Source organism: Telluria antibiotica, from assembly GCF_011682055.1.
GTDB classification, from domain to species: Bacteria; Pseudomonadota; Gammaproteobacteria; order Burkholderiales; family Burkholderiaceae_D; genus Telluria; species Telluria antibiotica.
Window position 1 is genome coordinate 16,533 of record NZ_JAAQOM010000002.1, and the last position, 22,455, is coordinate 38,987.

General features: G+C 66.6%; 22 protein-coding genes. 10 read left to right on the top strand and 12 right to left on the bottom strand.

The genetic code is table 11. The features are described 5' to 3' along the window. Positions 1–84 precede the first annotated feature (84 nt). Positions 85–1,038: an IS1595 family transposase gene (locus tag HAV22_RS03050; RefSeq protein WP_166856431.1), complete on the top strand. Its 954-nt coding sequence runs from the start codon at positions 85–87 to the stop codon at positions 1,036–1,038. 39 nt (positions 1,039–1,077) lie between these two features. Here the strand turns inward: HAV22_RS03050 and HAV22_RS03055 are convergent, their stop codons facing one another. Genes HAV22_RS03055 through HAV22_RS03065 form a run of 3 tightly spaced genes read right to left on the bottom strand, consistent with a single transcriptional unit; the run spans position 1,078 to position 3,029 of the window. Continuing rightward, positions 1,078–1,485, bottom strand: coding sequence for a hypothetical protein (locus HAV22_RS03055; protein WP_208296039.1), 408 nt, complete (start codon positions 1,483–1,485; stop codon positions 1,078–1,080). Positions 1,486–1,497: 12 nt separating this feature from the next. Next, positions 1,498–2,280 (bottom strand): Mut7-C RNAse domain-containing protein, encoded by a 783-nt coding sequence (locus HAV22_RS03060; protein ID WP_166856433.1) that lies wholly within the window; start codon positions 2,278–2,280, stop codon positions 1,498–1,500. Further along, the gene (locus HAV22_RS03065) at positions 2,244–3,029 is read right to left on the bottom strand and encodes a DUF72 domain-containing protein (protein WP_166856435.1); all 786 of its coding nucleotides are present in this window, start codon (positions 3,027–3,029) and stop codon (positions 2,244–2,246) included. The genes HAV22_RS03060 and HAV22_RS03065 overlap by 37 nt, the downstream gene beginning before the upstream one ends. Before the next feature lie 288 nt (positions 3,030–3,317). On the opposite strand from HAV22_RS03065, the gene HAV22_RS03070 reads away from it, so the two are divergent. From HAV22_RS03070 to HAV22_RS03090, 5 genes are all read left to right on the top strand, one after another. Then, on the top strand, positions 3,318–4,364 hold the full coding sequence (locus HAV22_RS03070) for an IS110 family RNA-guided transposase (RefSeq protein WP_166856438.1): 1,047 nt from the start codon (positions 3,318–3,320) through the stop codon (positions 4,362–4,364). A 262-nt stretch (positions 4,365–4,626) separates the two neighbouring features. Further along, the gene (gene trxC / locus HAV22_RS03075) at positions 4,627–5,070 is read left to right on the top strand and encodes a thioredoxin TrxC (protein ID WP_166856441.1); all 444 of its coding nucleotides are present in this window, start codon (positions 4,627–4,629) and stop codon (positions 5,068–5,070) included. 252 nt (positions 5,071–5,322) lie between these two features. Continuing rightward, on the top strand, positions 5,323–7,389 hold the full coding sequence (locus tag HAV22_RS03080; protein ID WP_308789190.1) for a methyl-accepting chemotaxis protein: 2,067 nt from the start codon (positions 5,323–5,325) through the stop codon (positions 7,387–7,389). Further along, complete coding sequence (locus HAV22_RS03085; protein ID WP_166856443.1) at positions 7,382–8,617, top strand: hypothetical protein; 1,236 nt, start codon at positions 7,382–7,384, stop codon at positions 8,615–8,617. Before HAV22_RS03080 ends, HAV22_RS03085 begins: the two co-directional genes overlap by 8 nt. 39 nt (positions 8,618–8,656) lie before the next feature. After that, complete coding sequence (locus tag HAV22_RS03090; protein ID WP_166856445.1) at positions 8,657–9,019, top strand: DUF4870 family protein; 363 nt, start codon at positions 8,657–8,659, stop codon at positions 9,017–9,019. A gap of 126 nt (positions 9,020–9,145) precedes the next feature. Here the strand turns inward: HAV22_RS03090 and HAV22_RS03095 are convergent, their stop codons facing one another. From HAV22_RS03095 to phaC, 4 genes are all read right to left on the bottom strand, one after another. Beyond that, entirely contained in the window at positions 9,146–10,309 is a 1,164-nt protein-coding gene (locus HAV22_RS03095) for a cystathionine beta-lyase (RefSeq protein WP_166856447.1), read from the bottom strand. Between the two features lie 25 nt (positions 10,310–10,334). Then, positions 10,335–11,738, bottom strand: a complete 1,404-nt coding sequence (gene rimO, locus HAV22_RS03100) for a 30S ribosomal protein S12 methylthiotransferase RimO (protein ID WP_166856449.1) — start codon at positions 11,736–11,738, stop codon at positions 10,335–10,337. Between the two features lie 219 nt (positions 11,739–11,957). Further along, complete coding sequence (phaR, locus tag HAV22_RS03105; RefSeq protein WP_075796072.1) at positions 11,958–12,512, bottom strand: polyhydroxyalkanoate synthesis repressor PhaR; 555 nt, start codon at positions 12,510–12,512, stop codon at positions 11,958–11,960. A gap of 178 nt (positions 12,513–12,690) precedes the next feature. After that, positions 12,691–14,445, bottom strand: a complete 1,755-nt coding sequence (gene phaC / locus HAV22_RS03110; RefSeq protein WP_166856451.1) for a class I poly(R)-hydroxyalkanoic acid synthase — start codon at positions 14,443–14,445, stop codon at positions 12,691–12,693. A gap of 50 nt (positions 14,446–14,495) precedes the next feature. Here phaC and HAV22_RS03115 point away from each other — a divergent pair, with 50 nt between their 5' ends. Further along, positions 14,496–14,783 (top strand): hypothetical protein, encoded by a 288-nt coding sequence (locus HAV22_RS03115; RefSeq protein WP_166856399.1) that lies wholly within the window; start codon positions 14,496–14,498, stop codon positions 14,781–14,783. 7 nt (positions 14,784–14,790) lie between these two features. Here the strand turns inward: HAV22_RS03115 and pgeF are convergent, their stop codons facing one another. Next, positions 14,791–15,588, bottom strand: a complete 798-nt coding sequence (gene pgeF / locus HAV22_RS03120; RefSeq protein WP_166856453.1) for a peptidoglycan editing factor PgeF — start codon at positions 15,586–15,588, stop codon at positions 14,791–14,793. After that, entirely contained in the window at positions 15,588–16,637 is a 1,050-nt protein-coding gene (locus HAV22_RS03125; RefSeq protein WP_166856455.1) for an RluA family pseudouridine synthase, read from the bottom strand. The genes pgeF and HAV22_RS03125 overlap by 1 nt, the downstream gene beginning before the upstream one ends. A gap of 66 nt (positions 16,638–16,703) precedes the next feature. On the opposite strand from HAV22_RS03125, the gene HAV22_RS03130 reads away from it, so the two are divergent. Then, positions 16,704–17,543 (top strand): outer membrane protein assembly factor BamD, encoded by an 840-nt coding sequence (locus HAV22_RS03130; protein WP_166856457.1) that lies wholly within the window; start codon positions 16,704–16,706, stop codon positions 17,541–17,543. Positions 17,544–17,546: 3 nt separating this feature from the next. Here HAV22_RS03130 and HAV22_RS03135 read toward each other — a convergent pair whose 3' ends face one another. Both HAV22_RS03135 and yaaA read right to left on the bottom strand, forming a co-directional pair. Continuing rightward, on the bottom strand, positions 17,547–18,521 hold the full coding sequence (locus tag HAV22_RS03135; RefSeq protein ID WP_166856459.1) for a CE1 family esterase: 975 nt from the start codon (positions 18,519–18,521) through the stop codon (positions 17,547–17,549). Between the two features lie 25 nt (positions 18,522–18,546). Next, positions 18,547–19,317, bottom strand: coding sequence for a peroxide stress protein YaaA (gene yaaA / locus HAV22_RS03140; protein WP_166856461.1), 771 nt, complete (start codon positions 19,315–19,317; stop codon positions 18,547–18,549). 38 nt (positions 19,318–19,355) lie between these two features. Between yaaA and HAV22_RS03145 the strand changes: the two genes are divergently transcribed. Next, the gene (locus HAV22_RS03145) at positions 19,356–19,811 is read left to right on the top strand and encodes a putative toxin-antitoxin system toxin component, PIN family (protein WP_166856463.1); all 456 of its coding nucleotides are present in this window, start codon (positions 19,356–19,358) and stop codon (positions 19,809–19,811) included. Between the two features lie 28 nt (positions 19,812–19,839). Then, a complete protein-coding gene (locus HAV22_RS03150; protein WP_166856465.1) occupies positions 19,840–20,997 on the top strand; it encodes a pyridoxal phosphate-dependent aminotransferase in 1,158 nt (385 codons plus the stop codon). A 171-nt stretch (positions 20,998–21,168) separates the two neighbouring features. Here HAV22_RS03150 and HAV22_RS03155 read toward each other — a convergent pair whose 3' ends face one another. After that, positions 21,169–22,455, bottom strand: a complete 1,287-nt coding sequence (locus tag HAV22_RS03155) for a tetratricopeptide repeat protein (protein ID WP_166856467.1) — start codon at positions 22,453–22,455, stop codon at positions 21,169–21,171.

Below are 22,455 nucleotides of genomic sequence, written 5' to 3' on the forward strand. Positions count from 1 at the left end.
CAGGCTGTGTTCGCGGTAGTTATGTGAACTGAACCGCGTTGCAGCGGTCATACGCATCGTCGAGTTAACTCATGAGGAGTGACGATGCGCGGCGTGCCGTTCGACGATGTGTTCGCCCAGTTGGCGGAGGTACAGCTTTCCGCCGCCGACCTGGTCCGGCTGCGGGAATGGATCGCGGGCGTCGCGCATCCGGCTGAGTGCATCGCCCTGATCGAGCAGGCCGCGCGAGGGCGGCCGTGTCCGCGCTGCGGTTGTGCCCGCGTCCACCGGTGCGGCCAGGCGAGCGGCCTGCAGCGCTTTCGTTGCCTCGGCTGCGGGCGCAGTTTCAACGCGTTGACGGGTACGCCGCTGGCAAGGTTACGAAAGAAAGAGCATTGGCTGGCGTACCTGCAGTGCGTGCTCGAATCGCGCACCGTGCGCGAGGCGGCGCGCGTCGTCGGCGTCCATCGAACGACCAGCTTTCGCTGGCGCCATCGCTTCGTGCCCGGTGCCATGCGCGATCGGCCATCAATCCTGACTGCCATCGTCGAAGCGGACGAGACGTATCACCTGGAATCGCAGAAGGGTTCGCGCAACATGACCCGCAAGCCGAGGAAGCGCGGCGGCATTGCGACAAAGCGCGGAATCAGCGGTGAACTCGACTGCCTTCTCGTCGCACGCGACCGCACCGGGCAGACCCTTGATTTCCACACTGGTCGCGGCCAGGTGACGGCTGCACAACTGCACGCGTGCCTCAAACCGGTGCTGCCGGCGGACGTCCTTCTGATCAGCGATTCGGCGCTTTCATACCATCACTTTGCGGAGCAAGCCGGCATCATGCACGAGGCAGTGAACACGAAGCCAGGCGGCCGGTCACGCGGCGCAATCCATCTACAAAACGTCAATGCCTGGCACAGCCGCTTCAAGAGCTGGCTGGTGCGGTTCCGCGGTGTCGCGAGCCGCTACTTGATCAATTACTCGGGCTGGCAACGGGTGCTCGATGCGCGACGGCTGACGACGCCTGTGCATCTGCGGTGTGCTGCCGTTCAGCTCGGCTAAACGGCCGCGTCACCGAATTAACGCGAACACAGCCTTTCTTCAGGGGTCGCCAAAAAGGCCATGCGCATCGAGGATCGCATACGTGATCTCGGGATGCCGGTCCAGCACCCTGCGCACGGCGGCCGGCACGGACTGCCGCACCTTCTTGCACAGGCCGGGCCTGTCTTCCAGCACGATCAGGATACCGCGCAACGTGCGCACCTCGTTCGGGCCCGGCACGATCCGCAGTTCGACGCCGAGATTGGCGCGGATGCGGTCCTGCAGGCGCCTGAGTTCGTCGTAGCTGGTGACGGCATCGATGCGCTCGAGCAGGCGCTGCTCCTCCGCGCGCGTGAGGCGCAGCGGACGCAGGTCGGCCTCGGGGTCGGCCAGCAGCACCTCTCGCTCGCAGACGCAGGCGCCAGGGGGACATTCGGTGCGGATGGGTATCGATACTTGCTGCAACATGGGGTCACGCCGTCAACGGATTGCTCGTCCGGGCACCAGTGTATCGCAATGCGCGGCATCGCCGGCGACCGCAGCGAGCACGCCCGCCATCCGCTGCCAGTGCGAACCTTTCCAGAACACGCCGTGGCAGCAATCGCACGTGCTGAATTCGTCGTGCGCCGCAGCCACGCGGGGCGGCAGGCGGTCGATCACGTCGGCCTTCGCCACGGGCCGCAGCGGCGCGTTGCACGAGAGGCACAGCGTGAACGGCCGGACGCGCTCGGCCAGGCCGAAGCGGTCGAACACGTCGCGCAACTGGTCTTCCGCCTTCAGCGCCCGCACATAGCAGCCGTAGTCGATGCCGCGCCGCTTCAGGAGCGCCCGGTCGCGCGTCAGCACGGCGCGTCCATCCTCCAGCGCGATCGCCTCGACGTCGGCGTCGTGCAGCGTGTTGCGGTACACGGTGTCGAAGCCCGCCATGCGCAACAGCCGCGCGAGGCGGCCGAGGTGGGCGTCGGCGACGAAGCGCACGCGCCCGGGCGGCCGCTGGTCGATCCGCGCGACGTCGGCCACGGGCAACCTCGTGAAGCGCGGATAGACGGCCACGCGATCGCCCTCTTCCAGGATGTCGTCCAGTCCCGTGGGCGCGCCGTTCACGAGCACGAGCTCGACCTCCGTATGCGGCACGCCCAGCGCTTCCACCATGTGCTTCGTCGTGGCCGCGCGCGCGCACGGCGTCGTGAACGCGTGCCCCCGCCGCTCGCGTGCGACGAAGTCGTTCAATTCACCGTAGAAGCGGAATGTCGCGCTAACCATGATTCGTCGACGCCACGCAGCACGTCCAGTGCGTTCGGCACCGCGTGGCCCTCGGCCGTGTTATCGAAGATGCACCAGAGGTCCGCATCGGGCCGCGCCAGCGCCGCGATCCGCTGCTCGACGTCGCGCAGGAATTCGGGCGGGTAAGCCGAATAATAGACGCGCGGCGTGCCATGCAGCCGGATGTACGACGCGGCCGTCGTCGGCACGTGCGGTCCGGGCTGGCCGGCCGGCGGATCGGCGATCACGCGCGCGACGCCGTGTTCGCGCAGCAGCGCCGTCGCGGCCTCGCCGAACCACGTCGGATGCCGTCCTTCCAGCGCCAGCATGCAGGAAAACCGTGCGCGCAGCCGCGGCAGGAAGTCCGCGACGACGTCGGACTCGAACACACCGCTGGGCGGCAGCTGGACGAGCACGCACCCCAGCTTCGGTCCCAGTTCCCCGGCCTCGCGCAGGAAGCGGTCGAGCAGGTCGTTGGCATCGCGCAGCCGCGCCTCGTGCGTGATCGCTTTCGGCAGCTTGACGGAAAAGCGGAATGCCGCCGGCACGCTGGCAGCCCAGCGGGCATAGGTCTGGGGCTGGTGCGGCCGGTAGAACGACGAGTTGATCTCGACGGCGGGGAACACGGCCGCATAGCGCTCGAGGTGGCTGCCGTCGGCCGGAAACGCGGCAGCCGCTTCCTTCGGGATGCCCCAGCCGGCACAGCCGATCAACGGCCGCCCGCTCGCAGTGGATTGCAATTCGCTCATCTGAACCCATGTTGGAAGGCATGCGCCCGGCATCCGATTCTATGCTGGAAGGCATGGCGGACGGCGCACGCGCCGCCCCGCCGCTACAATACGCGGTACGCGATACGCACAGGAGAATGAAATGGACGCCTCCCACCTCGGCCATTCAAGCGAAGTGCGCCATAAGAGCGATGGATAGAAGGAAAAATATTTGAGGGGAGCGGAAGGTGGACCCCGCGGGCCAACGGCGTCGGAAGCGCCTAAAGTGAAAGTCTGAAGGCTTTCAAGGCTAACCGGAGGATCCACATCATGAATGCTACTCCCAAATCGGTGGTCGGTGTCGACACGGCCAAGAGCGTGTTCCAGCTGTACACGGTGGATAAGGAAACAGGCGAAGTGATCAACCAGCAAATCAAGCGCGCGCAGTTCTTGCAGTGGTTCGCCAACCGCGCACCTTGCCTGGTCGGCATGGAAGCATGCGGCGGTTCGCAGCACTGGGCGCGCAAGCTGCAGGCGCTGGGGCACGAAGTGAAGCTGATGAGCGGGAAGATGGTCAAGGCTTTCGTTTGCGGAAACAAGAACGACTCGGCCGACGCACGCGCGATCTACATGGCGGCGCAGCAGCTGGAAGTGAAGGCCGTGGCGGTCAAGAGCGAGGGCCAACAGGCCGTGCTGGCGATGCACCGGATCCGCCAACAGTTAGTGAAGGTACGTACGGCGCAAATCAACGAGTTGCGCGGCCTGCTGGGCGAGTACGGCGAAGTATTCGGCACGGGCAGGAAAGCCTTCGACAGCGGCATGAAAGCGGCGCTCGATCGGCTGGCCGAACGGTTGCCGGCGCCGTTGATCGACACACTGCGCGACCAGTGGAACGAATTGGCTCGACTGGATGAGCGCATCGTCCGCATCGAGGCATCACTGCTGGCATGGATGCGGCAAGACCGAGTTGCCAACGCGATCTTCGCGATTCCCGGTGTCGGCCTGCTGACCGCCACGGCTGCGGTGGCCGCCATGGGAGACGCCAAGGCGTTCCGGTCCGGCCGTGAGTTTGCGGCCTGGATCGGGCTCATACCGGGCCAGACCGGCAGTGGAGGCAAAATACGACTGCTGGGCATGAGCAAGCGCGGCGATGTCTATCTGCGCACCTTGTTGATCCATGGTGCCCGAGCGGTGCTTCGGCATGCCAAGGAACCCGGTCCGTGGCTGAAGCAACTGAGCCAGCGACGGCCACCGAACGTGGTGATCGTTGCGCTGGCCAACAAGATGGCGCGCATGATCTGGGCGGTACTTGCCCATGAGCGTGCGTATGACAAGGACCACGTCAGTGTGCGGCCGCACGCGGCGGCAGCGGCGTAAAACCTAATCAACTTACGAAAGGATGGCACGTCACCAGTTGCGTTAGGTATTGATAGCGATGACAGACAGGTCAGACCGGGATCCACTAAACCTGAATGGTACCTGGGGCTTTTAGCCCGCCCGGAGAATGAGGTGTGGGTCAGCGGATTTCATCGGGGCCAGCGGCGCTACCGCATACAAGGCCGGATATAGAACTGCGACTTTCCTCGTCTGAACAAAGCTGAAAAATACCTTGCAAAAGGGAGGCGTCCATATAGGTACCATGGCCGATTCCCTGCACATCGTCTGCCCGCACTGCGACGCCGTCAACCGCGTCGCCGCCGCGCGCCTGCCTGACCAGCCCGTCTGCGGCAAATGCGCGCAAGCCCTGTTCACGGCCCTTCCCACCGACGTGTCGTCCGCCCGGTTCGACAAGCACGTCGCGCGCAACGACATCCCTGTCGTCGTCGACTTCTGGGCCGCGTGGTGCGGTCCCTGCCGCATGATGGCGCCCGCCTACGCCCAGGCCGCCGGCCGCCTCGAGCCGCGCGTCCGGCTGCTGAAGGTCGACACGGAGGCGTCGCAAGACCTCGCCGCGCGCTACGGCATTCGCAGCATCCCGACCATCGCCCTGTTCCACGGGGGCCGAGAGATCGCCCGCCAGGCCGGCGCCATGGACGCGAACCGCCTCGTCGCCTGGGTGCAGCAGGCCACGCGCGACTCCTGACTCCCTCGTACCGCGCGCCGCGCCGAGTGGCCATCGGTGCCGGTTGCCCGCCCGCGCTCCGCCAAGGGCATGCACGGTCGTGCGGTTATTGCCCGATATGTAATTGAACATCAGCAAAAGTGTTGCTTCTAGGATACACTAGCGTCTTTACGCGTGACTTTCGATCACGCTGTTGATCGGATCGTGCCCGGCCGCTCTAGAATTTTCCACACGGAACTATTTTTTGACCGCGCCACTCTCCCGATATCCGCCATGACCTCCAGCCGAATGCTGCAACCGCAGCCCGCTTCGCCGCACTGCCCCGCCCCGGGCGCAATCCGTTCCGCCTTGCGTTCCTTGAGCCTGAACGCAAAGATCTGCCTCACCGCGACCGTGCTCGTGATCTTCAGCCTCGCCGCCACCTCGACCGTCACCGGCATCCGCAGCAGCCGCAGCGCCGAGGAATCGAGCATGCAGCTGGCGCGCACGACCGCCCGCGAGGCCGCCGCCGCGGTCCAGGCGCGCCTCGGCGCGCACCTGACGACCGTGCTGGGCGTCACGCGCGCAATGCGCACGACGCGCGGGGCCGACGCGCCGCTGACCCGCGACCAGGTGAACGAGCTGGTCAAGGCGACGATCCTCGATTCGGAAGACTTGAACGGCTCCACCGTCACGTGGGAACCGAACGCGCTCGACGGCAAGGATGCCGAGTACGCCGGCAAGAAACCGGAATACGACGACACCGGCCGCCCAATGCCCTACTACTCGCGCCAGGCGGGGGGCGGCCTGCACGTGGAACCCATCGTCTTCACGAACAAGCCGCACGGCGACGACTGGTACGACATCCCGAAGACCACGCGCAAGACCTATATGACGGAGCCGCATACGTATCCCATCGACGGCAAGCCGGTGGCGATGACGTCGTTTAACGTCCCGATCATCACGAAGGGCGAAGTGCGCGGCGTCGTCAGCGTGGACTTCGGCCTGGCCCGCCTGGGCGAAATCCTCGCGTCGATGAAGGTCATCGACGGCGGCCATCTGGCGCTCGTCTCGAACGGCGGCCTGTACGCCAGCAATCCCGACCCGGCCCTCACCGGCAAGAAGGCCGACGACATCCCCGCCGCCGGCCTCGAGGCCGTCCGCCAGGGCCAGACCTACGAGTATGTGGACACACACGGCCAGGTCCACCTGCTGCAACCGATCCAGCTGGCGCGCGACATCCCGCCGTGGGCGATCAAGCTCAGCTTCCCGCAACGCGTGGTCACCGCGGCGTCGCGCGACCTGCTCACCTACACGCTCCTCGTATCGGTCCTGTGCGCCGTCGCGGCGGCAGCCGTGCTGGTGGCCGTGCTGAACCGCCTGACCAAGCCCCTGCGCGTGCTCGCCACGGCCATGGCCGGCTTCGCGGGCGGCAACGCCGACCTCAATGCGCGCATGGAAGTCAAAGGCAACGACGAGCTGGCCAAGATCGCCGGCGGCTTCAACGACTTCGTCGCCAAGCTCCAGCACGTGCTGGCGCGCGTGCGCCATAGCTCGGACAGCGTGGCGGTGGCCAGCACCGAGATCAGCCAGGGGAACGCCGACCTGTCGGCCCGCACCGAGCAGCAGGCCGGCGCACTGGAAGAGACGGCCGCGTCGATGGAAGAACTGACGTCGACGGTCCGCCAGAACGCCGACAACGCGCGCCAGGCCAACCAGCTGGCGCAAGGCGCATCGGAGATCGCGGCCCGCGGCAGCGCCGTGGTGGCCCAGGTGGTCGACACGATGGGCTCCATCAAGGAATCGTCGCAGAAGATCGTCGACATCATCGGCGTCATCGACGGCATCGCCTTCCAGACCAATATCCTCGCGCTGAACGCGGCCGTCGAGGCGGCGCGCGCGGGCGAGCAGGGCCGCGGCTTTGCGGTGGTCGCGAGCGAAGTGCGCAACCTCGCGCAGCGCTCGGCATCGGCCGCGAAGGAGATCAAGGGCCTGATCGGCGACTCCGTCGACAAGGTCGGCGCCGGCAGCACCCTCGTCGGCGAGGCCGGACGCACGATGGAAGAGATCCTCGCGAGCGTGCGGCGCGTCACCGACATCGTCGTCGAGATCAGCGCCGCCAGTGCCGAACAAAGCAGCGGCATCGCCCAGGTCAACCAGGCCATCGCGCAGATGGACGGCACGACCCAGCAGAACGCCGCGCTCGTCGAGCAGGCCGCGGCGGCGTCCGAAAGCCTGCACGACCAGGCCGCGCTGCTCGTGTCGCTCGTCGGCGAATTCCATATCGACGCCGAGACCACCCCGGCAGCCCATGGCAATCCCGTTCTTCTCCGCACCACCAGGAAACAAATCAGTGAATAAGCTCAAACACGCCCGCCCCCTCGCCTGCGCCATCGCGGGCGCGTGCCTCGCCTTGTCGACCGGGGGCGCATCCGCGGCAGACGCGGGGCAAGCCGGCGCGGGTGCGCTGAAATTCGACGGCGCCATCCGCATGTGGGTGGAAGCCCTCAGCTGGAACGACCAGCGCAAGGGCACGCTCGAATTCGACACGGCGCGCCTCGGCTTCAAGTACGACGACGGCCGGTTCCTCGCGGCGGGCCGCGAACGGTATTATCACTACACGAGCCGCCAGACCGGTGCCAGCAAAGGCGCCGACATGCTGTTCAACGAATACCTGTGGGCCGGCTATCGCTTCGCCGACAAGGGCGAACTCCACGTCGGCCAGGACCGCATGCCCTTCGGCATCCTGCCCTATGCCTCGAACAACTTCTTCGAATCGATCGCGTGGTACGCCGGCTACGAAGACACGTACGCGATGGGCTTGCACTACCTGCGCAAGATCGGTGACTTGAACATCGACGCCGCCTTCTTCCCGTCGGATGGCCGCCACCTGCTGTCGTGGACCCGCAGCGTCGGCGAACTCGACGGGCTGGATTCCGTCCGCTACAGCAACCACCTGATGAAAAGCTATGGCCGCGAAGAGAAAAATACGTTCGTCGCGCGACTCGCCCACCCGCTGGCGCTCGCCGGCGGCAAGGTGGAAATCGGCGCCTCGGCGCTGGCGGGACGGCTCGCCGCGACGAGCCCCGCGCTGTCCGACGGCAACCGCCGGGCCGGCGCCGTGCACGTCGCAGGCACGTTCGGCAATCTCGGCGTCCAGCTGGAGACGGTCAAGTACGCGAACGACTTCACGGGCAACGGTTCCGTTGCCGGCAGCTGGTACGGCGCGTGCGACAACGACTGCGTGCTGATCGGTGCGTTCGGCTTCACGAACCGTCTCGCGGCGCGCGGCCACATCGACATCGCGAACGTCACGTACAAGATTCCCGGTTCGATCGGGCCGCTCAGCCAGTTCATGGTCTACAACGACTGGAGCCGGATCCGCAAATCGGCGGCGGGCTACGCGGACAGCTACCAGAACGTGACGGGCGTGACGTTCTCGGCGGGCGGCTGGGTCGCCATGATCGACGTCTCGAACGCGACGAACCAGCCCTACCTCTCACCGGGCTTCGGCAACGCGCTGGGCGCGGGCGGAGGTGCCAAATCGTCCGGTCATCGGTTCAATGCTAATATCGGCTATTACTTCTGATCCGAGGCCGTGCCGCGGCCCCCACTTTCCGGAGAAACCATGGCCCAGGAACTCGTCTACGAGCGCGGCATCGAGGATGCGAAGCAATTCGCCCGCGTCCTGTACGTCGCGCACGCACTCACTTTTTTCTTCTCGCTCGGCACGCTGTCGATCCTCGTGCTGATCGTCAACTACATCCGCCGCCCGGACACGGCCGGGACGATGGTGTACACGCACCATACGTGGATGATCCGGTCGTTCTGGTTCTACGTGCTGTGGATGGCCGTCGCGCTGTTTCTCGTGTTTACGTTCATCGGGATACCGCTGGCGTGGCTCGTCGGCGCGGGCGCGTGGGTGTGGATGGCGTACCGCATCATTCGCGGCTTCCTCGACCTGAACAACAATCGTGCGATGCCGGTGTAATCGACGCGCGATGCCTCATCGTAGGGTGGGCACCCCGTGCCCACGCGTAACGCCAACACCACGCAAACGTCCGCGTGGGCTCAGGGAGCCCACCCTACGTCCCCACGCGTTTAACGGAACGACGCCTTACAGCTTCGCGAGCGCCTGCTCGATATCGGCGATGAGATCGTCGACGCCTTCGAGCCCGATGTTGAAGCGCACGAGCGCGCCGGCATCCGTCCAGTTGCGCCGCATGCCCTGCATGCGGTAAGGCACGGCGAGACTGTGCGTCCCGCCCCAGCTGTAGCCGATGCCGAACAACGCCAGCGCATCGACGAAGCGGTCGACCTGCTCGCTCGCATAGCGCGCATCGAACATGACGGAGAACAGCCCGCCCGCACCCGTGAAGTCGCGTTGCCACACGTCGTGGCCGGGGCAGTCCGGGAACGCCGGGTGCAGCACTTTCGCGATTTCCGGACGTCCCTTCAGCCATGCCGCCACTTTGCGCGCGGCCGCATCGTGCGCGTCGAAGCGCAGCTTCATCGTTTCCAGGCCGCGCAGCACGAGGTAGACATCGTCGGCGCCCACGCCCATGCCGAGCCGCATGTGCGATGCGGCGATGCGGTCGTTCAGCGCGCGGTCGCGCGTGATGACGGCGCCCATCAGCACGTCCGATCCGCCCGACTGGTATTTCGTCAGCGCCTGCATGACGACGTCGGCGCCGACGTCGAAGCCGCGCAGCGCGAGGCCCGCGGCCCACGTGTTGTCCAGCGCGACGGGGATGCCACGCGCGTGCGCGGCCGCACAGATCGCGGGCAGGTCCGGCACTTCCATCGACACGGAACCGGGGGCTTCCGTCCAGATCAGCTTCGTGTTCGGCTGGATCAGGTCCGCGATGCGCGCGCCGACGAGCGGGTCGTAGAAGCGCGCCGAGACGCCGAAATCGTTCGCCAGCCAGCGCCCCAGCTCGCGCGTGGGGTTGTAGACATTATCGGGCAGCAGCACGTCGTCGCCCGCCTTCAACAGCGCCAGCAGGATCATCGAGATCGCCGCCAGGCCCGACGGCGCCAGCAGGCAGTACTCGCCGCCTTCGATGGCGGCCAGGCGCGCCTCCAGGGTGAACGTCGTGGGCGTGCCGTGCAGGCCGTACGTATAGGCCGTCTTGTTACGCCAGTCGCCCGCGCGCATGCTGGCCACGTCCTTGAACAGCACCGTCGACGCGTGGTGGATCGCCGTCGGGTACGCGGCGAAGCCCGCGGGAGGCTCGTAGTCGCTGTGCGTCAGCGTCGTCTCGATGGACCTCTTCGTCACGCCACCACCTCCGTTCGCAAGCAGGTCAGGCGACGGTCGCCCACAGGTCGTGCGCGTCCGCCTTCGTCACGACGACGTCGATGAATTCGCCCACGGCCGGCTTGGCCTTGCCCGGCGTCAGGGCGCGCTTGATGTGGACGACGCCGTCGATCTCCGGCGCGTCGGCGGCGGAGCGGCCCACGGCTTCGCGCGGACCCACTTCGTCGACGAGGACGCGGATCGTCTTGCCGACCTTCGCCTGCAGGCGCTTGGCGGAGATCTCTTCCTGCAGCAGCATCACGCGCGCGCGCCGCTCTTCCTTCACTTCGTCCGGAACGGGATTCGCAATCTCGTTCGCCGTCGCACCCTCGACGGGCGAGTACGAGAAACAGCCGAGGCGGTCGATCTGCGCTTCCTTCAGGAAGTCCAGCAGGTATTCGAATTCCGCGTCCGTCTCGCCCGGGAAGCCGGCGATGAACGTGGAGCGGATCGTGAGGTCCGGGTTCATCCTGCGCCACGCCTGGATGCGGTCGAGGTTCTTCTCGCCGCTCGCGGGGCGCTTCATGCGCTTCAGGACGTCCGGGTGCGCGTGCTGCAGCGGGATGTCGAGGTAAGGCAGGACATTCTCCCCCATGAACGGGATCACCTGGTCCACGTGCGGGTACGGGTACACATAGTGCAGGCGCACCCACGCGCCGTACTGCCTGGCCATCTGGCCCAGCGCTTCCGTCAGCTGCGTCATGTGCGTCTTGACGGGACGGCCGTTCCAGAATCCGGTGCGGAACTTGACGTCGACGCCGTACGCGCTCGTGTCCTGCGAGATCACGAGGAGCTCCTTGACGCCGGCCTTGAACAGGTTCTCCGCTTCCTGCAGCACGTCATGGATGGGACGCGACACGAGGTCGCCGCGCATCGACGGGATGATGCAGAAGCTGCAGCGGTGGTTGCAGCCTTCCGAGATCTTGAGGTACGCGTAGTGCTTCGGCGTGAGCTTGACGCCATGGTCCGGCACGAGGTCGATGAACGGGTCGTGCGGCTTCGGCAGGTGCGTGTGCACGGACTCCATCACTTCGGCGACGGCGTGCGGGCCCGTCACGGCCAGCACCTTCGGGTGCACCTTCGTGATGATGTCGCTGCCGCTCGCATCCTTCTTCGCGCCGAGGCAGCCGGTGACGATGACTTTACCGTTCTCGGCCAGCGCCTCGCCGATGGCATCCAGCGATTCCTGCACGGCGGCGTCGATGAAGCCGCACGTGTTGACGATCACGAGGTCGGCGCCGGCATACGACTTGGCCGTTTCATAGCCTTCCGCGCGCAACTGCGTGAGGATCTGTTCGGAGTCGACGAGCGCTTTCGGGCAGCCGAGCGAGACGAAACCGACCTTGGGAGGATTCGCGTTGCCGGCGGCATCGATGGTGGCGGGAAGAGGATTGCGGCGGAGTTCTTGCATTGTCAAAGTGCGGCAAAAATTTTGGGCAATCCGCGATTTTACAGCAAGTGGACGCGAAGAGCACCATGCCGACCGAAATGCGGCAGGCAGGACATGACATGCGCGCAACGCGTCGTGACGACGACCTGGCAATACAAAAAAACGCCACCCGAGGGTGGCGTCGTTGTTTGCGCAAGCCGGACGCGCCGGGACCTTGTCCCGGCACGCCGCCCGCTGCGATTACTTCTTTTCCGGCGGCACGCCGAACGGGAACGCACCGAACATCGCCTTGCTCTGGCTCTGCATCTGCTCCTGCATCTGCAGGAACAGGTTCTTGCTCTGGTCGATGTAATTGTTCATCATGCCCTGCATCATCGGGCCCTGGATGTTCATGAACTGGGTCCACATCTCCGTGCTGAACGGCTTGCCTTCCAGCGCGCCCGCGGCCGAGCCGACGAACTTGTTCTGGATGTCCGTGAACGCTTGCACGTTCTTTTCCAGGTACGAGCCCATCATGCCCTGCATCGCGTGGCCGTAGTAGCGGATGATCTGGGACAGCACACCACTCGAGAACATCGGCACGCCGTGCGCTTCCTCTTCCAGAATGATCTGCAGGAGGATGCTCCGGGTCAGGTCTTCGTTCGTCTTCGCATCCACGACCGTGAACTCGTCGGAATCGAGCACGAGTTGCTTCACGTCGGACAAGGTGATGTAAGAACTGGTCTGGGTGTCGTACAGCCGGCGGTTCGGGTATTTCTTGATCAGGCGTTCAGTGCTTTTTTTAACACTACTCATCTCATTTCCATGTACAGCGCCGTAGCGCATTTATTATGCGGCGACCGCGGGGATCGTCCCGCGGCGTCTCCGATTCCAAGAGGATATCCGCTAAAAATACCACGTTGCGAACGCAGGTGCAGCAATTATTCGCTGAGCAACTGAATGATTTTTTTCACAAGGCTTCGCGTCGCCCTGTTCAATCCGCGCGCGCCTTGACGTAACGTCCCGGCGCGGGCTCGACCGGCGGGAATTGCACACTGCCCGGCTGCGCCGGCGGCGCGACGTCGTCGCCGCCGAATTCGGCCAGGAATGTCGCCCATTCGGGCCACCAGCTGCCCTTCTTCTCGACGGCGCCCGTCATCCACTCGCCCGCCGTCTTCGGACGGGTGCGCCCGCCCTCATTGACCCAGTAGCTGCGCTTGTTCTTCGACGCCGGGTTGATGACGCCCGCGATATGGCCCGACGCCCCCAGCACGAAGCGGTTGTTCTTTGGCTTCTTCGGATTCAGCAGGGTCATCGACGCGAACGCCGCTTCCCACGGGACGATGTGGTCTTCCTTCGAGCCGTACAGGAACGTCGGGCAATCGATGCTGCCCAGGTCGACCTTCACGCCGGCCACCGTCAGCGCACCCGGCACCTTCAGCTTGTCCTCGAGATACGTGTTGCGCAGGTACCAGCAATACATCGGGCCCGGCAGGTTGGTGCTGTCGGCGTTCCAGTAAAGCATGTCGAACGCGGGCGGCGTCTTGCCCTTCAGGTAGTTCTGCTGGACGTAGTTCCACACGAGGTCGTTCGGACGGAGGGCGGAGAACGTGGTCGCCAGGTCGCGTCCCGGCATCAGCCCGCCACGCGCTAGCTGCTGTTCGCGCAGCTTCACCTGCGTCTCGTCGACGAAAACGTCCAGCACGCCGGTATCGGAAAAATCGAGCAACGTCGTGAACAGGCTCAGGCTGGCGGCCGGCTTCTGGCCGCGCCCCGCCAGCACGGCCAGCGCTGTCGCGGCAATCGTGCCGCCCACGCAGAAGCCGAACACGTTCACTTTGTCCATGCCCGTGATCGCGCGCGTGACGTCCAGCGCGCGGATGGCGCCCTGCTCGATATAGTCGTCCCATGTCGTGCCCGCGAGGCCCTGGTCGGGGTTGCGCCACGACACCATGAACACCGTATTGCCCTGCTCCACGAGGTAGCGGACGAGGGAATTCTCCGGCTGCAGGTCGAGGATGTAGTATTTGTTGATGCACGGCGGCACCATCAGCAGCGGCACCTCGTGCACGGTCGGCGTCGTCGGCGTGTACTGGATCAGCTGGAACAACGCGTTCTCGAACACGACCGTGCCCGGCGTGACCCCGACGTTGCGTCCGACCTCGAACGCGGATTCGTCCGATTGCGAGATGCGCCCTTTCTGCAAGTCGGCCAGCATGTTCTGCAAGCCTTTCGTCAGGCTCTCGCCCTTGGTCTCGATGATTTTTTGCTGGGCTTCCGGATTCGTCGCGAGGAAGTTCGCGGGCGACATCGCGTCGACGATCTGCTGCACGGCGAAGCGGATCTTGTGCTTGTCGCGCGCCGGCGCTTCCACGGCGTCGGCCAGCGCCAGCAGGAATTCGGAGTTCAGCAGGTACGAGGCCACGCTGTACGCAGACATTGCATTCGCCGTCCACTCGGGCGCGGCGAAGCGCCGGTCGGTGAACGACGGCAGCTTGCCCGTGACAAAGTCCTGCCACAGCTTCAGCGCCTTTTGCATGTAGTCGTCGCGCAGCGCTTCCAGCTTCGCCTGCGACAGGCCCGCACCGATGTCCCCGAGCATCTTTGCCACCGGCGCGAATGCCGCCGTACCGTCGGTACCGTCGGGGAGTTTCATCCACGACTGCCAGGCGGAAGGGTCATTGAATTGCGCAAACGGCGCCATCCAGGGCGCGGCGAGCATCTGCGGGGTAGCATCAGGCGTATTCATAAGGCGTCCATTGTGTAGAATCGTTTTATCGACAGCAACCGGAGCATCGCATGTGGATCGTGGCCATAGGATGGATGTACGTCGTGACCCTGATGGCGGCGACGGAGCCGACTGTGGTTGGCGGCATTATGACTTTTTTCGGCTACGGCGTGTTGCCATTCTCAATCGTTTTTTACCTTGGGGGATCGCGTCGCCGGCGCACGCGGGAGGCAGAGGCGGCCTTGCGCGCGCCTGACGGGACCGTGATGACGCCGGTGGGCGGCCATGCCCCGGCTGCGGATGGGAGCGCCGCCGCGCATGGTTGCGCCGATGGCGGCGGCAGTTACGGCACGCACTGAGCCGCGCCTATTTCAGCCAGATGAGGCTGGCCTGACGGCCCGTGACGCCGTCGCGGCGGTAGGAATAAAACCAGTCGGCTTCGGTGGCCGTGCAGCGCCCGCCGCCGTGCACGCGCGTGACGCCGTCGCGCGCCAGCATGCGCCGCGCCAACGCATTCATGTCGGCCAGAAACTTGCCCGGCCGGCCCGGGTAAGGCTTGAACGCGTCGGCCGCCTGCCCCGGCAGCGCCGCTTCGAACGCGGCCAATACGTCGCCGCCGACCTCGAAAGCCTGGGGTCCGATCGCGGGCCCGAGCCACGCGGTGATCTCGCCCGCCCCGGCCCCACGCATGGCCGCGACCGCCTGCCCCAGCACACCGGCGGCCAGCCCGCGCCAGCCCGCGTGCGCGGCGCCCGCGACCTTGCCGCCCAAGTCCGCGAACAGCACGGGCAGGCAATCGGCCGTCAGCACGGCGCATACGACACCCGGCACCGTCGCGATGCTCGCGTCGCCGGTGAGCACGGGCCCGCCCGGCTGGACGGCTGCCGCATCGACGACGTCGGCGCCGTGCACTTGTGCGATCCACGCGGGCCGGCCCGGCAGGCGCGCTGCCAGCCGCGCGCGGTTCGCGTGCACGTGCTCCAGATCGTCGCCCGTCTGCAGGCCCAGGTTCAGGCCGCCGCCGCCGCGGTTGTCGCCATATGGGCCCACGCTGACGCCGCCGCGGCGCGTCGTGGCCAGTGCTCCGAACGCGTCAGGCAGATCGGGCCACTGGTCCGGCGCGGCCGGAAGAATCAGGTCGGCATCAGGCAAGGGCCAAGCCATCAATTCGCTTCCGGTTCTTCGATCCCGGCCTGCTCCAGAAGTTCCGCGAAGTCGTCGGCGAGCGGCACGACCCACTCCATGTGCTCGCCCGTGGCCGGATGCGTCAGGCCCAGGCGGCGCGCCTGCAGTGCCTGGCGGTGGAAGAACGACCGCAGGTGCTGCTTGCCGTACACGGTGTCGCCGACGAGGCTGTAGCCCAGCGACTGCATGTGCACGCGGATCTGGTGCGTGCGGCCCGTCTCCAGGCGGCATTGCACGAGGCTGACGGGACGACGGTCCAGCTCCCCCGTCTCCAGCAGCTCGTAATGCGTGATGGCGGGCTTGGCCGACGGGCTGTTCGACACGGCCATCTTGACGCGGTCCTTCGGGTCGCGGCCGATGGCGGTATCGATCGTGCCGTACGGACGCGGCGTGCCCCACACGAGGGCCAGGTATTCGCGTTTCACGGTGCGTGCCTGCAGCTGGCGCACGAGGTCCGTCTGCGCTTCCAGGGTCTTGCCGACGACCATCAGGCCGCTCGTGTCCTTGTCGAGGCGGTGCACGATGCCGGCGCGCGGCACGGACACGAGTTGCGGGCAATGGTGCAGCAAGCCGTTCAGCAACGTGCCGGACCAGTTGCCGGAACCCGGATGCACGACGAGGCCGGCCGGCTTGTTGATGACGATGATGGCGTCGTCTTCATGGACGATGTCCAGTGCGATCGCTTCCGGCGTGTATGCGGTATCCTCCGGCGCGGGCTGCGGCACGACGACGATCGTCTCGTCGCCGTACGCCGTGCTCTTGCCCTTGGCCGGCTTGCCGTCCACCATGACGTGGCCCTCGTCGAACCATTGCTGCAGGCGGCTGCGCGAGAATTGCGGCACCAGGCCCGCCACGACCTTGTCGAGGCGCTGGCCGCAGTGTTCGGGGCCCAGTTCCAGGGTGATCGGCGTGTCGTCCGGGGCACCCGGCGCGGAGCCGAATCCGGCGTCGAGCTCGGCGTCGAGGTCCTCGTCCAGGTCGGGGTCGAAAAGGTTTTCCGCCGAATTCGGCGCAGCAGTTAATATCACGTCAGTCCCATCGGCTATAATCAGCCGTTCGTTGAATCTCGGTAAAACTTTCTTGCAATAGAGCTTATGCAAAAAAAATTGTCTTTGGTGGTTGTGACCAGCGTCCTGCTCAGTTTGTCAGCTTGCGGATTGTTACCGGATAAATCCGACGAAAACAAGAACGTGTCAGCATCGAAATTATACGCTGACGCGCAAGAGGAAATGTCGGGCGGCCACTACGAAGCCGCAATCAAGCTGTTCGAGCGCCTCGAATCCAACTACCCGTTCGGCACCTACGCCGCCCAGGCGCAGATGGAAATCGCGTATGCGCACTATAAGGCGCAGGACCAGGCGGAGGCGCTGGCAGCCGTCGAACGCTTCATCAAGCTGCACCCGAACCATCCGCAGGTCGACTACATGTACTACCTGCGCGGCCTCATCAACTTCAATGACCAGATCGGCTTCCTCAGCTTCATCTACGCCCAGGACCCGACCGAGCGCGACCCGAAGGCGACGCGCGAAGCGTTTGCCGCGTTCAAGGAACTGGTCGACAAGTTCCCGAACAGTAAATACGCACCGGACTCGATCGCTCGCATGAACTACCTGACCAATGCGATGTCGCAGTACGAAGTGCACGTGGCGAACTACTACTACCGCCGCGGCGCCTACCTGGCCGCGCTGAACCGCGCCCAGAGCGCCGTCACGCAATTCAGCCAGGCGCCCGCGCGCGAGGAAGCGCTGTTCATCATGATCCGCTGCTACGACAAGCTGGGCATGTTCGACCTGCGCGACGACACGCAACGCATCTTCACGGCGAACTATCCGGACAGCCGCTTCACGGGCGGCAAGGGCAACGGCGACGCGCCGTGGTGGAAGTTCTGGGCCAAGGCCGGCCCGAAACCGGCGCCGAAAGACGCCGTGCAGTGATCTTCAAACGCCCGCGCTCATGCGGGCGTTTCTTTTTTCCTTGAAGAACGCCCAGACGGCTTCCGCGATTTCGACGTCGCCGTTCTGCCGGCCCGTGAGCCGGTTGATGAAGGACGGATACCGTTTCAGCCGGCTCGGCTCCGCATGGCCGCCACCGTCGATCCGGTACAGTGCCACCTGCATGCCGGCGGGGTCGGCGCCCCAGACGGTATGCGTCACGCGGGTCCTGCACTGCCCGCTGCGGGGCGCGATCGCCGACGTCGCCGGCGCATCGTGCAGCCCGCCGAGGCCGCGCCAGACGGCGACGCTGTCGTCGATGCTCCTTAGACGCCCCATAAGATTGAAAGCATAGCGATACTTGCCGCCGCGGTAAGGCAGCAACGGATCGGCCGTGCCGCCGACGATGAGGGCCGGCAGCGCCGCTTCCGGCGCGCTGCCCGGGCCCGATTCGGGCATCGGCGAGAGGATCGCCGCGAACGCGGCCAGCCGGTGCGGGATCGCGCTCGCGATCCGGTACGCCATCCAGCCGCCGCGCGACACGCCGGCCACATAGACGCGCGCCGGATCGACGCCGTGCTCCGCGATGGCGCGGACGATCAGGTCATCGACGAACGCGACGTCGTCCCGGCCGGCCGCGCGGGCCGACCGCGCGCAGCCGTCGGCCCATCCGCCCTCGCCCGCGTCGGGCGCCACGACGACGAACCGCTCGCGCGCGGCGATTTCCAGCAGCAGCGACAACGGCGACGGCGGGAACGCCCGCCCCATCACCTGCGCCGCCGACGCGCCGCCGCCGTGCAGCACGATGACGAGCGGCGCACCGACGGGCGGCGCGTCGTCGGGGACGGCGATGAGGTAGCGACGCGGGCCTTCCGGACGCGCCAGCGTGCCGGTCACGACGTCCAGCGCACGACCGGGACTATCGCTCGTGCCGAGGAACGTGACCCGCAACAGGCCTTTGAACCTGCGATATGCGCTCATCCCGTTTGCATGGGTACGGAAGCCGTCAGCCTTCGACGCGGCGCCGGAAGACCCACGCCTTGTCCGTCGACACGGCCGCGTCGAACGCATAGCCGTCGACGTCGAAGTCCTTCAAGCGCTCGACGTCGACGATGCCTCGCTCGGCCGCATAGCGCGCCATCATCCCGCGCGCCCGCTTGGCAAAGAACGAGATGATCTTGTACTTGCCGTTCTTCCAGTCCTCGAACACGGGCGTGATCACGGGCACGTCCAGCAGCTTCGGCTTCACGGACTTGAAGTATTCTTCCGACGCGAGGTTCACGAGGACCGGCGCACCCGCGTCCTTCACGTCCGCGTTCAGCGCCGCCGTCACGCGCTCGCCCCAGAACGCATACAAATCCTTGCCGCGCGGGTTCGCGAGGCGCGTGCCCATCTCCAGGCGATACGGGTGCATGCCGTCCAGCGGACGCAGCACGCCATACAGGCCGGACAGGATGCGCACGCGCGCCTGCACATAGGCCAGCGCCCCCGCGTCGAGCGTGCGCGCGGCGAGGCCGGTGTAGACGTCGCCGTCGAACGACATGATGGCCTGGCGCGCCGTCGCATGGTCCGGGTGCCAGTCGGCATAGCGCGTCACGTTCAGCACCGATAATTGATCGGAGATGTCCATCAACGCGCCGATCTCCGTCGGCGACTTGGGTTTCAGCACGCGGATCAATGCGGCGGCCTCATCGATGAAGCGGGGCGTCGTGCGCGCCTGGGTGGTGGGCGGTGAATCGAGGTCGAGGGACTTGGCGGGCGAAAGAACGATCAGCATTAGTTATGGAAACACGTACAACGGGTAAAATTGCTGACATGATACCTGCTTCAACGAAACCCATCGTCATCGACACCAACGTCTGCCTCGACCTGTTCGTTTTCCGCGACCCGCGCTGGGCGCCGCTGCTCGCCGCGCTGGAAGCCGGCACGGTGCGCGCCGTGACCCGCGCCGACTGCCGCGACGAATACCGGATCGTCCTCCACTATTCGCACCTGCCGCTCGACGACGCGACGCGCCCGCAGGCGGCGGCCGCGTTCGACGCGCTGATCGAAGTCGTGGCGCCGACGTCGCGTGCCGTGCGCCTGCCCGTCTGCACGGACCGCGACGACCAGAAATTCCTCGAGATCGCGCGCGATGCCGACGCGGCCGTCCTCGTCACGAAGGACAAGGCCTTGCTGAAGCTGGCGCGCCGCGCCGCGCGCGAGAACCTGTTCCGCATCATGACGCCCGACGCCTGGGTCAAGACCGAGGCCCCGGCCACGGTAGAATGACCCGATCACTTTTCACACCGTCCGCACCATGACCACACCCGTCCTGCAATCGCGCCTGCCGGCCGTCGGCACCACCGTGTTCACCCTGATGTCGGCCCTCGCGACCGAGTCCGGCGCCGTCAACCTGGGCCAGGGCTTCCCCGATTTCGCTTGCGACCCACGCCTGCTGGACGCCGTCGATGCCGCGATGCGCGCCGGCCACAACCAGTACGCGCCGATGACGGGCCTCGCACCGCTGCGCGAGGCCATCGCCGCCAAGGCCGCCGCGCTGTACGGCCACGCCTACGACGCGAACTCGGAGATCACCGTGACGGCCGGCGCCACGCAGGGGATCATCACGGCGATCCTGTGCGCCGTGCATCCGGGCGACGACGTGATCGTCATCGAACCCTGCTACGACAGCTACCAGCCGGCGATCGTGCTGGCCGGCGGCGTGCCCGTGCCCGTCGCCATGCGGGTGGACGCAGCAGGCTACAGCGTGCCGTGGGACGCCGTCGCGCGGGCCGTCACGCCGAACACGCGGATGATCGTCGTGAACACGCCGCACAACCCGACGGGGACCATCCTGCGCCAGGCCGACCTCGACGCGCTGGCCGACATCGTCGCCGGGACGGACATCCTGATCCTGTCGGACGAAGTCTACGAACACATGGTGTACGACGGCCAGCCGCATGCGTCCGTGAGCCGGCATCCCGTGCTGGCGGAGCGCGCGTTCGTCGTGTCGAGTTTCGGCAAGACGTATCACGTGACGGGATGGAAGGTCGGCTATGTCGCGGCACCCGCTTCATTGATGGCGGAATTCCGCAAGGTCCACCAGTACAACGTGTTCAGTGTGAACACGCCGATGCAGGCTGGCCTGGCCGACTTCATGCGCGACCCGGCGCCGTGGCGCGACCTCCCGGCGTTCTACCAGCGCAAGCGCGACCTGTTCCGCGCCGGGCTGGCCGGCACGCGCTTCACCCTGCTGCCGGCGGATGGCACGTATTTCCAGTGCGTGCGCTACGACGGGATCTCGGACCTGTCCGAGTCGGAGTTCGCGCAGTGGCTGACGCGCGAGGTGAAGGTGGCGGCGATTCCCGTGTCGGCGTTCTACAGCCGGCCGACGGAGTCCGGGATCGTGCGCTTCTGCTTTGCGAAGAAGGACGAGACGTTGGCGCTCGCGTTGGAGCGTCTCGCCAAGGTGTGAGGTCTCGGGCCGGCGCGGGCGTTCGCGGCGTATCCGCGTTGCGCGTGGGCACGGGGTGCCCACCCTACGGCTGTGCCACCATGGCGCATCATGCCGCGACTGTAGGGTGGGCTCCCCGAGCCCGCGCGGACGTGCGCGTCATGTGTCCCGCGCCCGCGGGCCTCGAACGTGTCAGTGCGACAGCTGCTGAATGCGTCGCTCGACGAAGCCCTGCAATTCCTGCGTCAGCCCGCCGCTCGCACGCGCCCGCTGGAACGCGTCGAGCGCCTCGCCATTGCGTTTCTCGGCCTGCAGCGAGATACCGAGCCCCATCCACCACACACCGTTCGACGGCGCGGCGCGCACGGCCAGCTGGTACTGCTCGGCCGCTTCGCGGTGGCGCTGCTGGCGTGCCAGCGCGGCGGCCAGGAAGGCATGGTAGTCGGGATCGTTGCCGGCGTACGGCAAGGTGCGCGTCAAGGTGTCGATGCCGTTGCCGCCCCGTTCGATCTGCAGGCGCGCGAGCAGCTTCGCCATCGCGGGCTGACGCGGATCGAGCGTCAGGCCCAGCTGCAGCTGGCGCATCGCCTCGTCCGGGCGGTTCGCCTCGATCAGCAGGCCGACGAGCGTCTGGCGTGCCGCCTCGTGCGCGGGATCGTACTTCAATGTCTGCTCGAGCGACGCGACGGTGTCGAGCGTGCGTCCTTCCTGCAGGCTCGCGAGCGCGCGCCGGTATTCGCCTTCCGCGCGTTGCTTGGCCGTCTCCTGCCGGCCCTCGGTGCCGTGCCTCGCCTTGGTGCCCTCTTCATGCGCAGCCGCGCGCGCGGCGGCCAGCATGGCGGCCGACGTCGTCTTCGCGGACTTCCCGCGCGCCGCCAGCGCCTGCGCCATCGCGCGGCGTGCCTCGCGCGCCTGCTCGCTGTCCGGCTCCATCGGCAGGACGTCCTGCGCGCGCACGACGGTCACCTTCTCCGCCTTCGCGTGCTTGCGCGCGGCCGCTTCCTCTTCCTTGCCCTCGCGCGCGAGGCGTTTGCGCTCGGCACGGCGTTCGGCCCGGCTCATGTGTCTTGCGGGAGAGGCATCCGCATCGGCCGCGGCGACAGGCGCCGCCTCGACCGGCGCGGCCACGGTGGCCGCAGGTGCGACGACCGGCGCGGGTGCGGGCGCACTCGCCGCCGCCGGCACGCTCGCCGCTTGCACGGGGCCCGTCACGGATCGGGGCACATTGACGACGACGGGCGCCGCCTTCCGGGCCGCCGCCACGGCAAGCGGCGCCGGCTTCGCACTGCCGTGCAGCTGATTCCAGCCCAGCCAGCCCAGCGCCAGCGCAGCCACGGCGCCGCCGACGGCGAGCGCGATGACCTTCCCCTGCGGCCGCGCCGGTGCACGCTCGACGGGTTTCACCTGGCCCGGCAGCGCGCCATCCTTCGGCGTGCCGCGCGCGTCCAGGTCCTGCAGCATCTTGTTAATCAGGCTCAT

Bases quoted from the DNA above. Each gene is read 5' to 3' on its own strand.
- HAV22_RS03070 (WP_166856438.1), top strand. From the start codon at position 3,318: ATGAATGCTACTCCCAAATCGGTGGTCGGTGTCGACACGGCCAAGAGC.
- HAV22_RS03115 (WP_166856399.1), top strand. From the start codon at position 14,496: ATGTGGATCGTGGCCATAGGATGGATGTACGTCGTGACCCTGATGGCG.
- trxC (WP_166856441.1), top strand. From the start codon at position 4,627: ATGGCCGATTCCCTGCACATCGTCTGCCCGCACTGCGACGCCGTCAAC.
- HAV22_RS03050 (WP_166856431.1), top strand. From the start codon at position 85: ATGCGCGGCGTGCCGTTCGACGATGTGTTCGCCCAGTTGGCGGAGGTA.
- rimO (WP_166856449.1), bottom strand. From the start codon at position 11,738: ATGCAAGAACTCCGCCGCAATCCTCTTCCCGCCACCATCGATGCCGCC.
- yaaA (WP_166856461.1), bottom strand. From the start codon at position 19,317: ATGCTGATCGTTCTTTCGCCCGCCAAGTCCCTCGACCTCGATTCACCG.
- HAV22_RS03055 (WP_208296039.1), bottom strand. From the start codon at position 1,485: ATGTTGCAGCAAGTATCGATACCCATCCGCACCGAATGTCCCCCTGGC.
- HAV22_RS03145 (WP_166856463.1), top strand. From the start codon at position 19,356: ATGATACCTGCTTCAACGAAACCCATCGTCATCGACACCAACGTCTGC.
- HAV22_RS03130 (WP_166856457.1), top strand. From the start codon at position 16,704: ATGCAAAAAAAATTGTCTTTGGTGGTTGTGACCAGCGTCCTGCTCAGT.
- phaR (WP_075796072.1), bottom strand. From the start codon at position 12,512: ATGAGTAGTGTTAAAAAAAGCACTGAACGCCTGATCAAGAAATACCCG.
- HAV22_RS03080 (WP_308789190.1), top strand. From the start codon at position 5,323: ATGACCTCCAGCCGAATGCTGCAACCGCAGCCCGCTTCGCCGCACTGC.
- HAV22_RS03150 (WP_166856465.1), top strand. From the start codon at position 19,840: ATGACCACACCCGTCCTGCAATCGCGCCTGCCGGCCGTCGGCACCACC.
- HAV22_RS03090 (WP_166856445.1), top strand. From the start codon at position 8,657: ATGGCCCAGGAACTCGTCTACGAGCGCGGCATCGAGGATGCGAAGCAA.
- pgeF (WP_166856453.1), bottom strand. From the start codon at position 15,588: ATGGCTTGGCCCTTGCCTGATGCCGACCTGATTCTTCCGGCCGCGCCG.
- HAV22_RS03065 (WP_166856435.1), bottom strand. From the start codon at position 3,029: ATGAGCGAATTGCAATCCACTGCGAGCGGGCGGCCGTTGATCGGCTGT.
- phaC (WP_166856451.1), bottom strand. From the start codon at position 14,445: ATGAATACGCCTGATGCTACCCCGCAGATGCTCGCCGCGCCCTGGATG.
- HAV22_RS03060 (WP_166856433.1), bottom strand. From the start codon at position 2,280: ATGGTTAGCGCGACATTCCGCTTCTACGGTGAATTGAACGACTTCGTC.
- HAV22_RS03155 (WP_166856467.1), bottom strand. From the start codon at position 22,455: ATGAGCCTGATTAACAAGATGCTGCAGGACCTGGACGCGCGCGGCACG.
- HAV22_RS03135 (WP_166856459.1), bottom strand. From the start codon at position 18,521: ATGAGCGCATATCGCAGGTTCAAAGGCCTGTTGCGGGTCACGTTCCTC.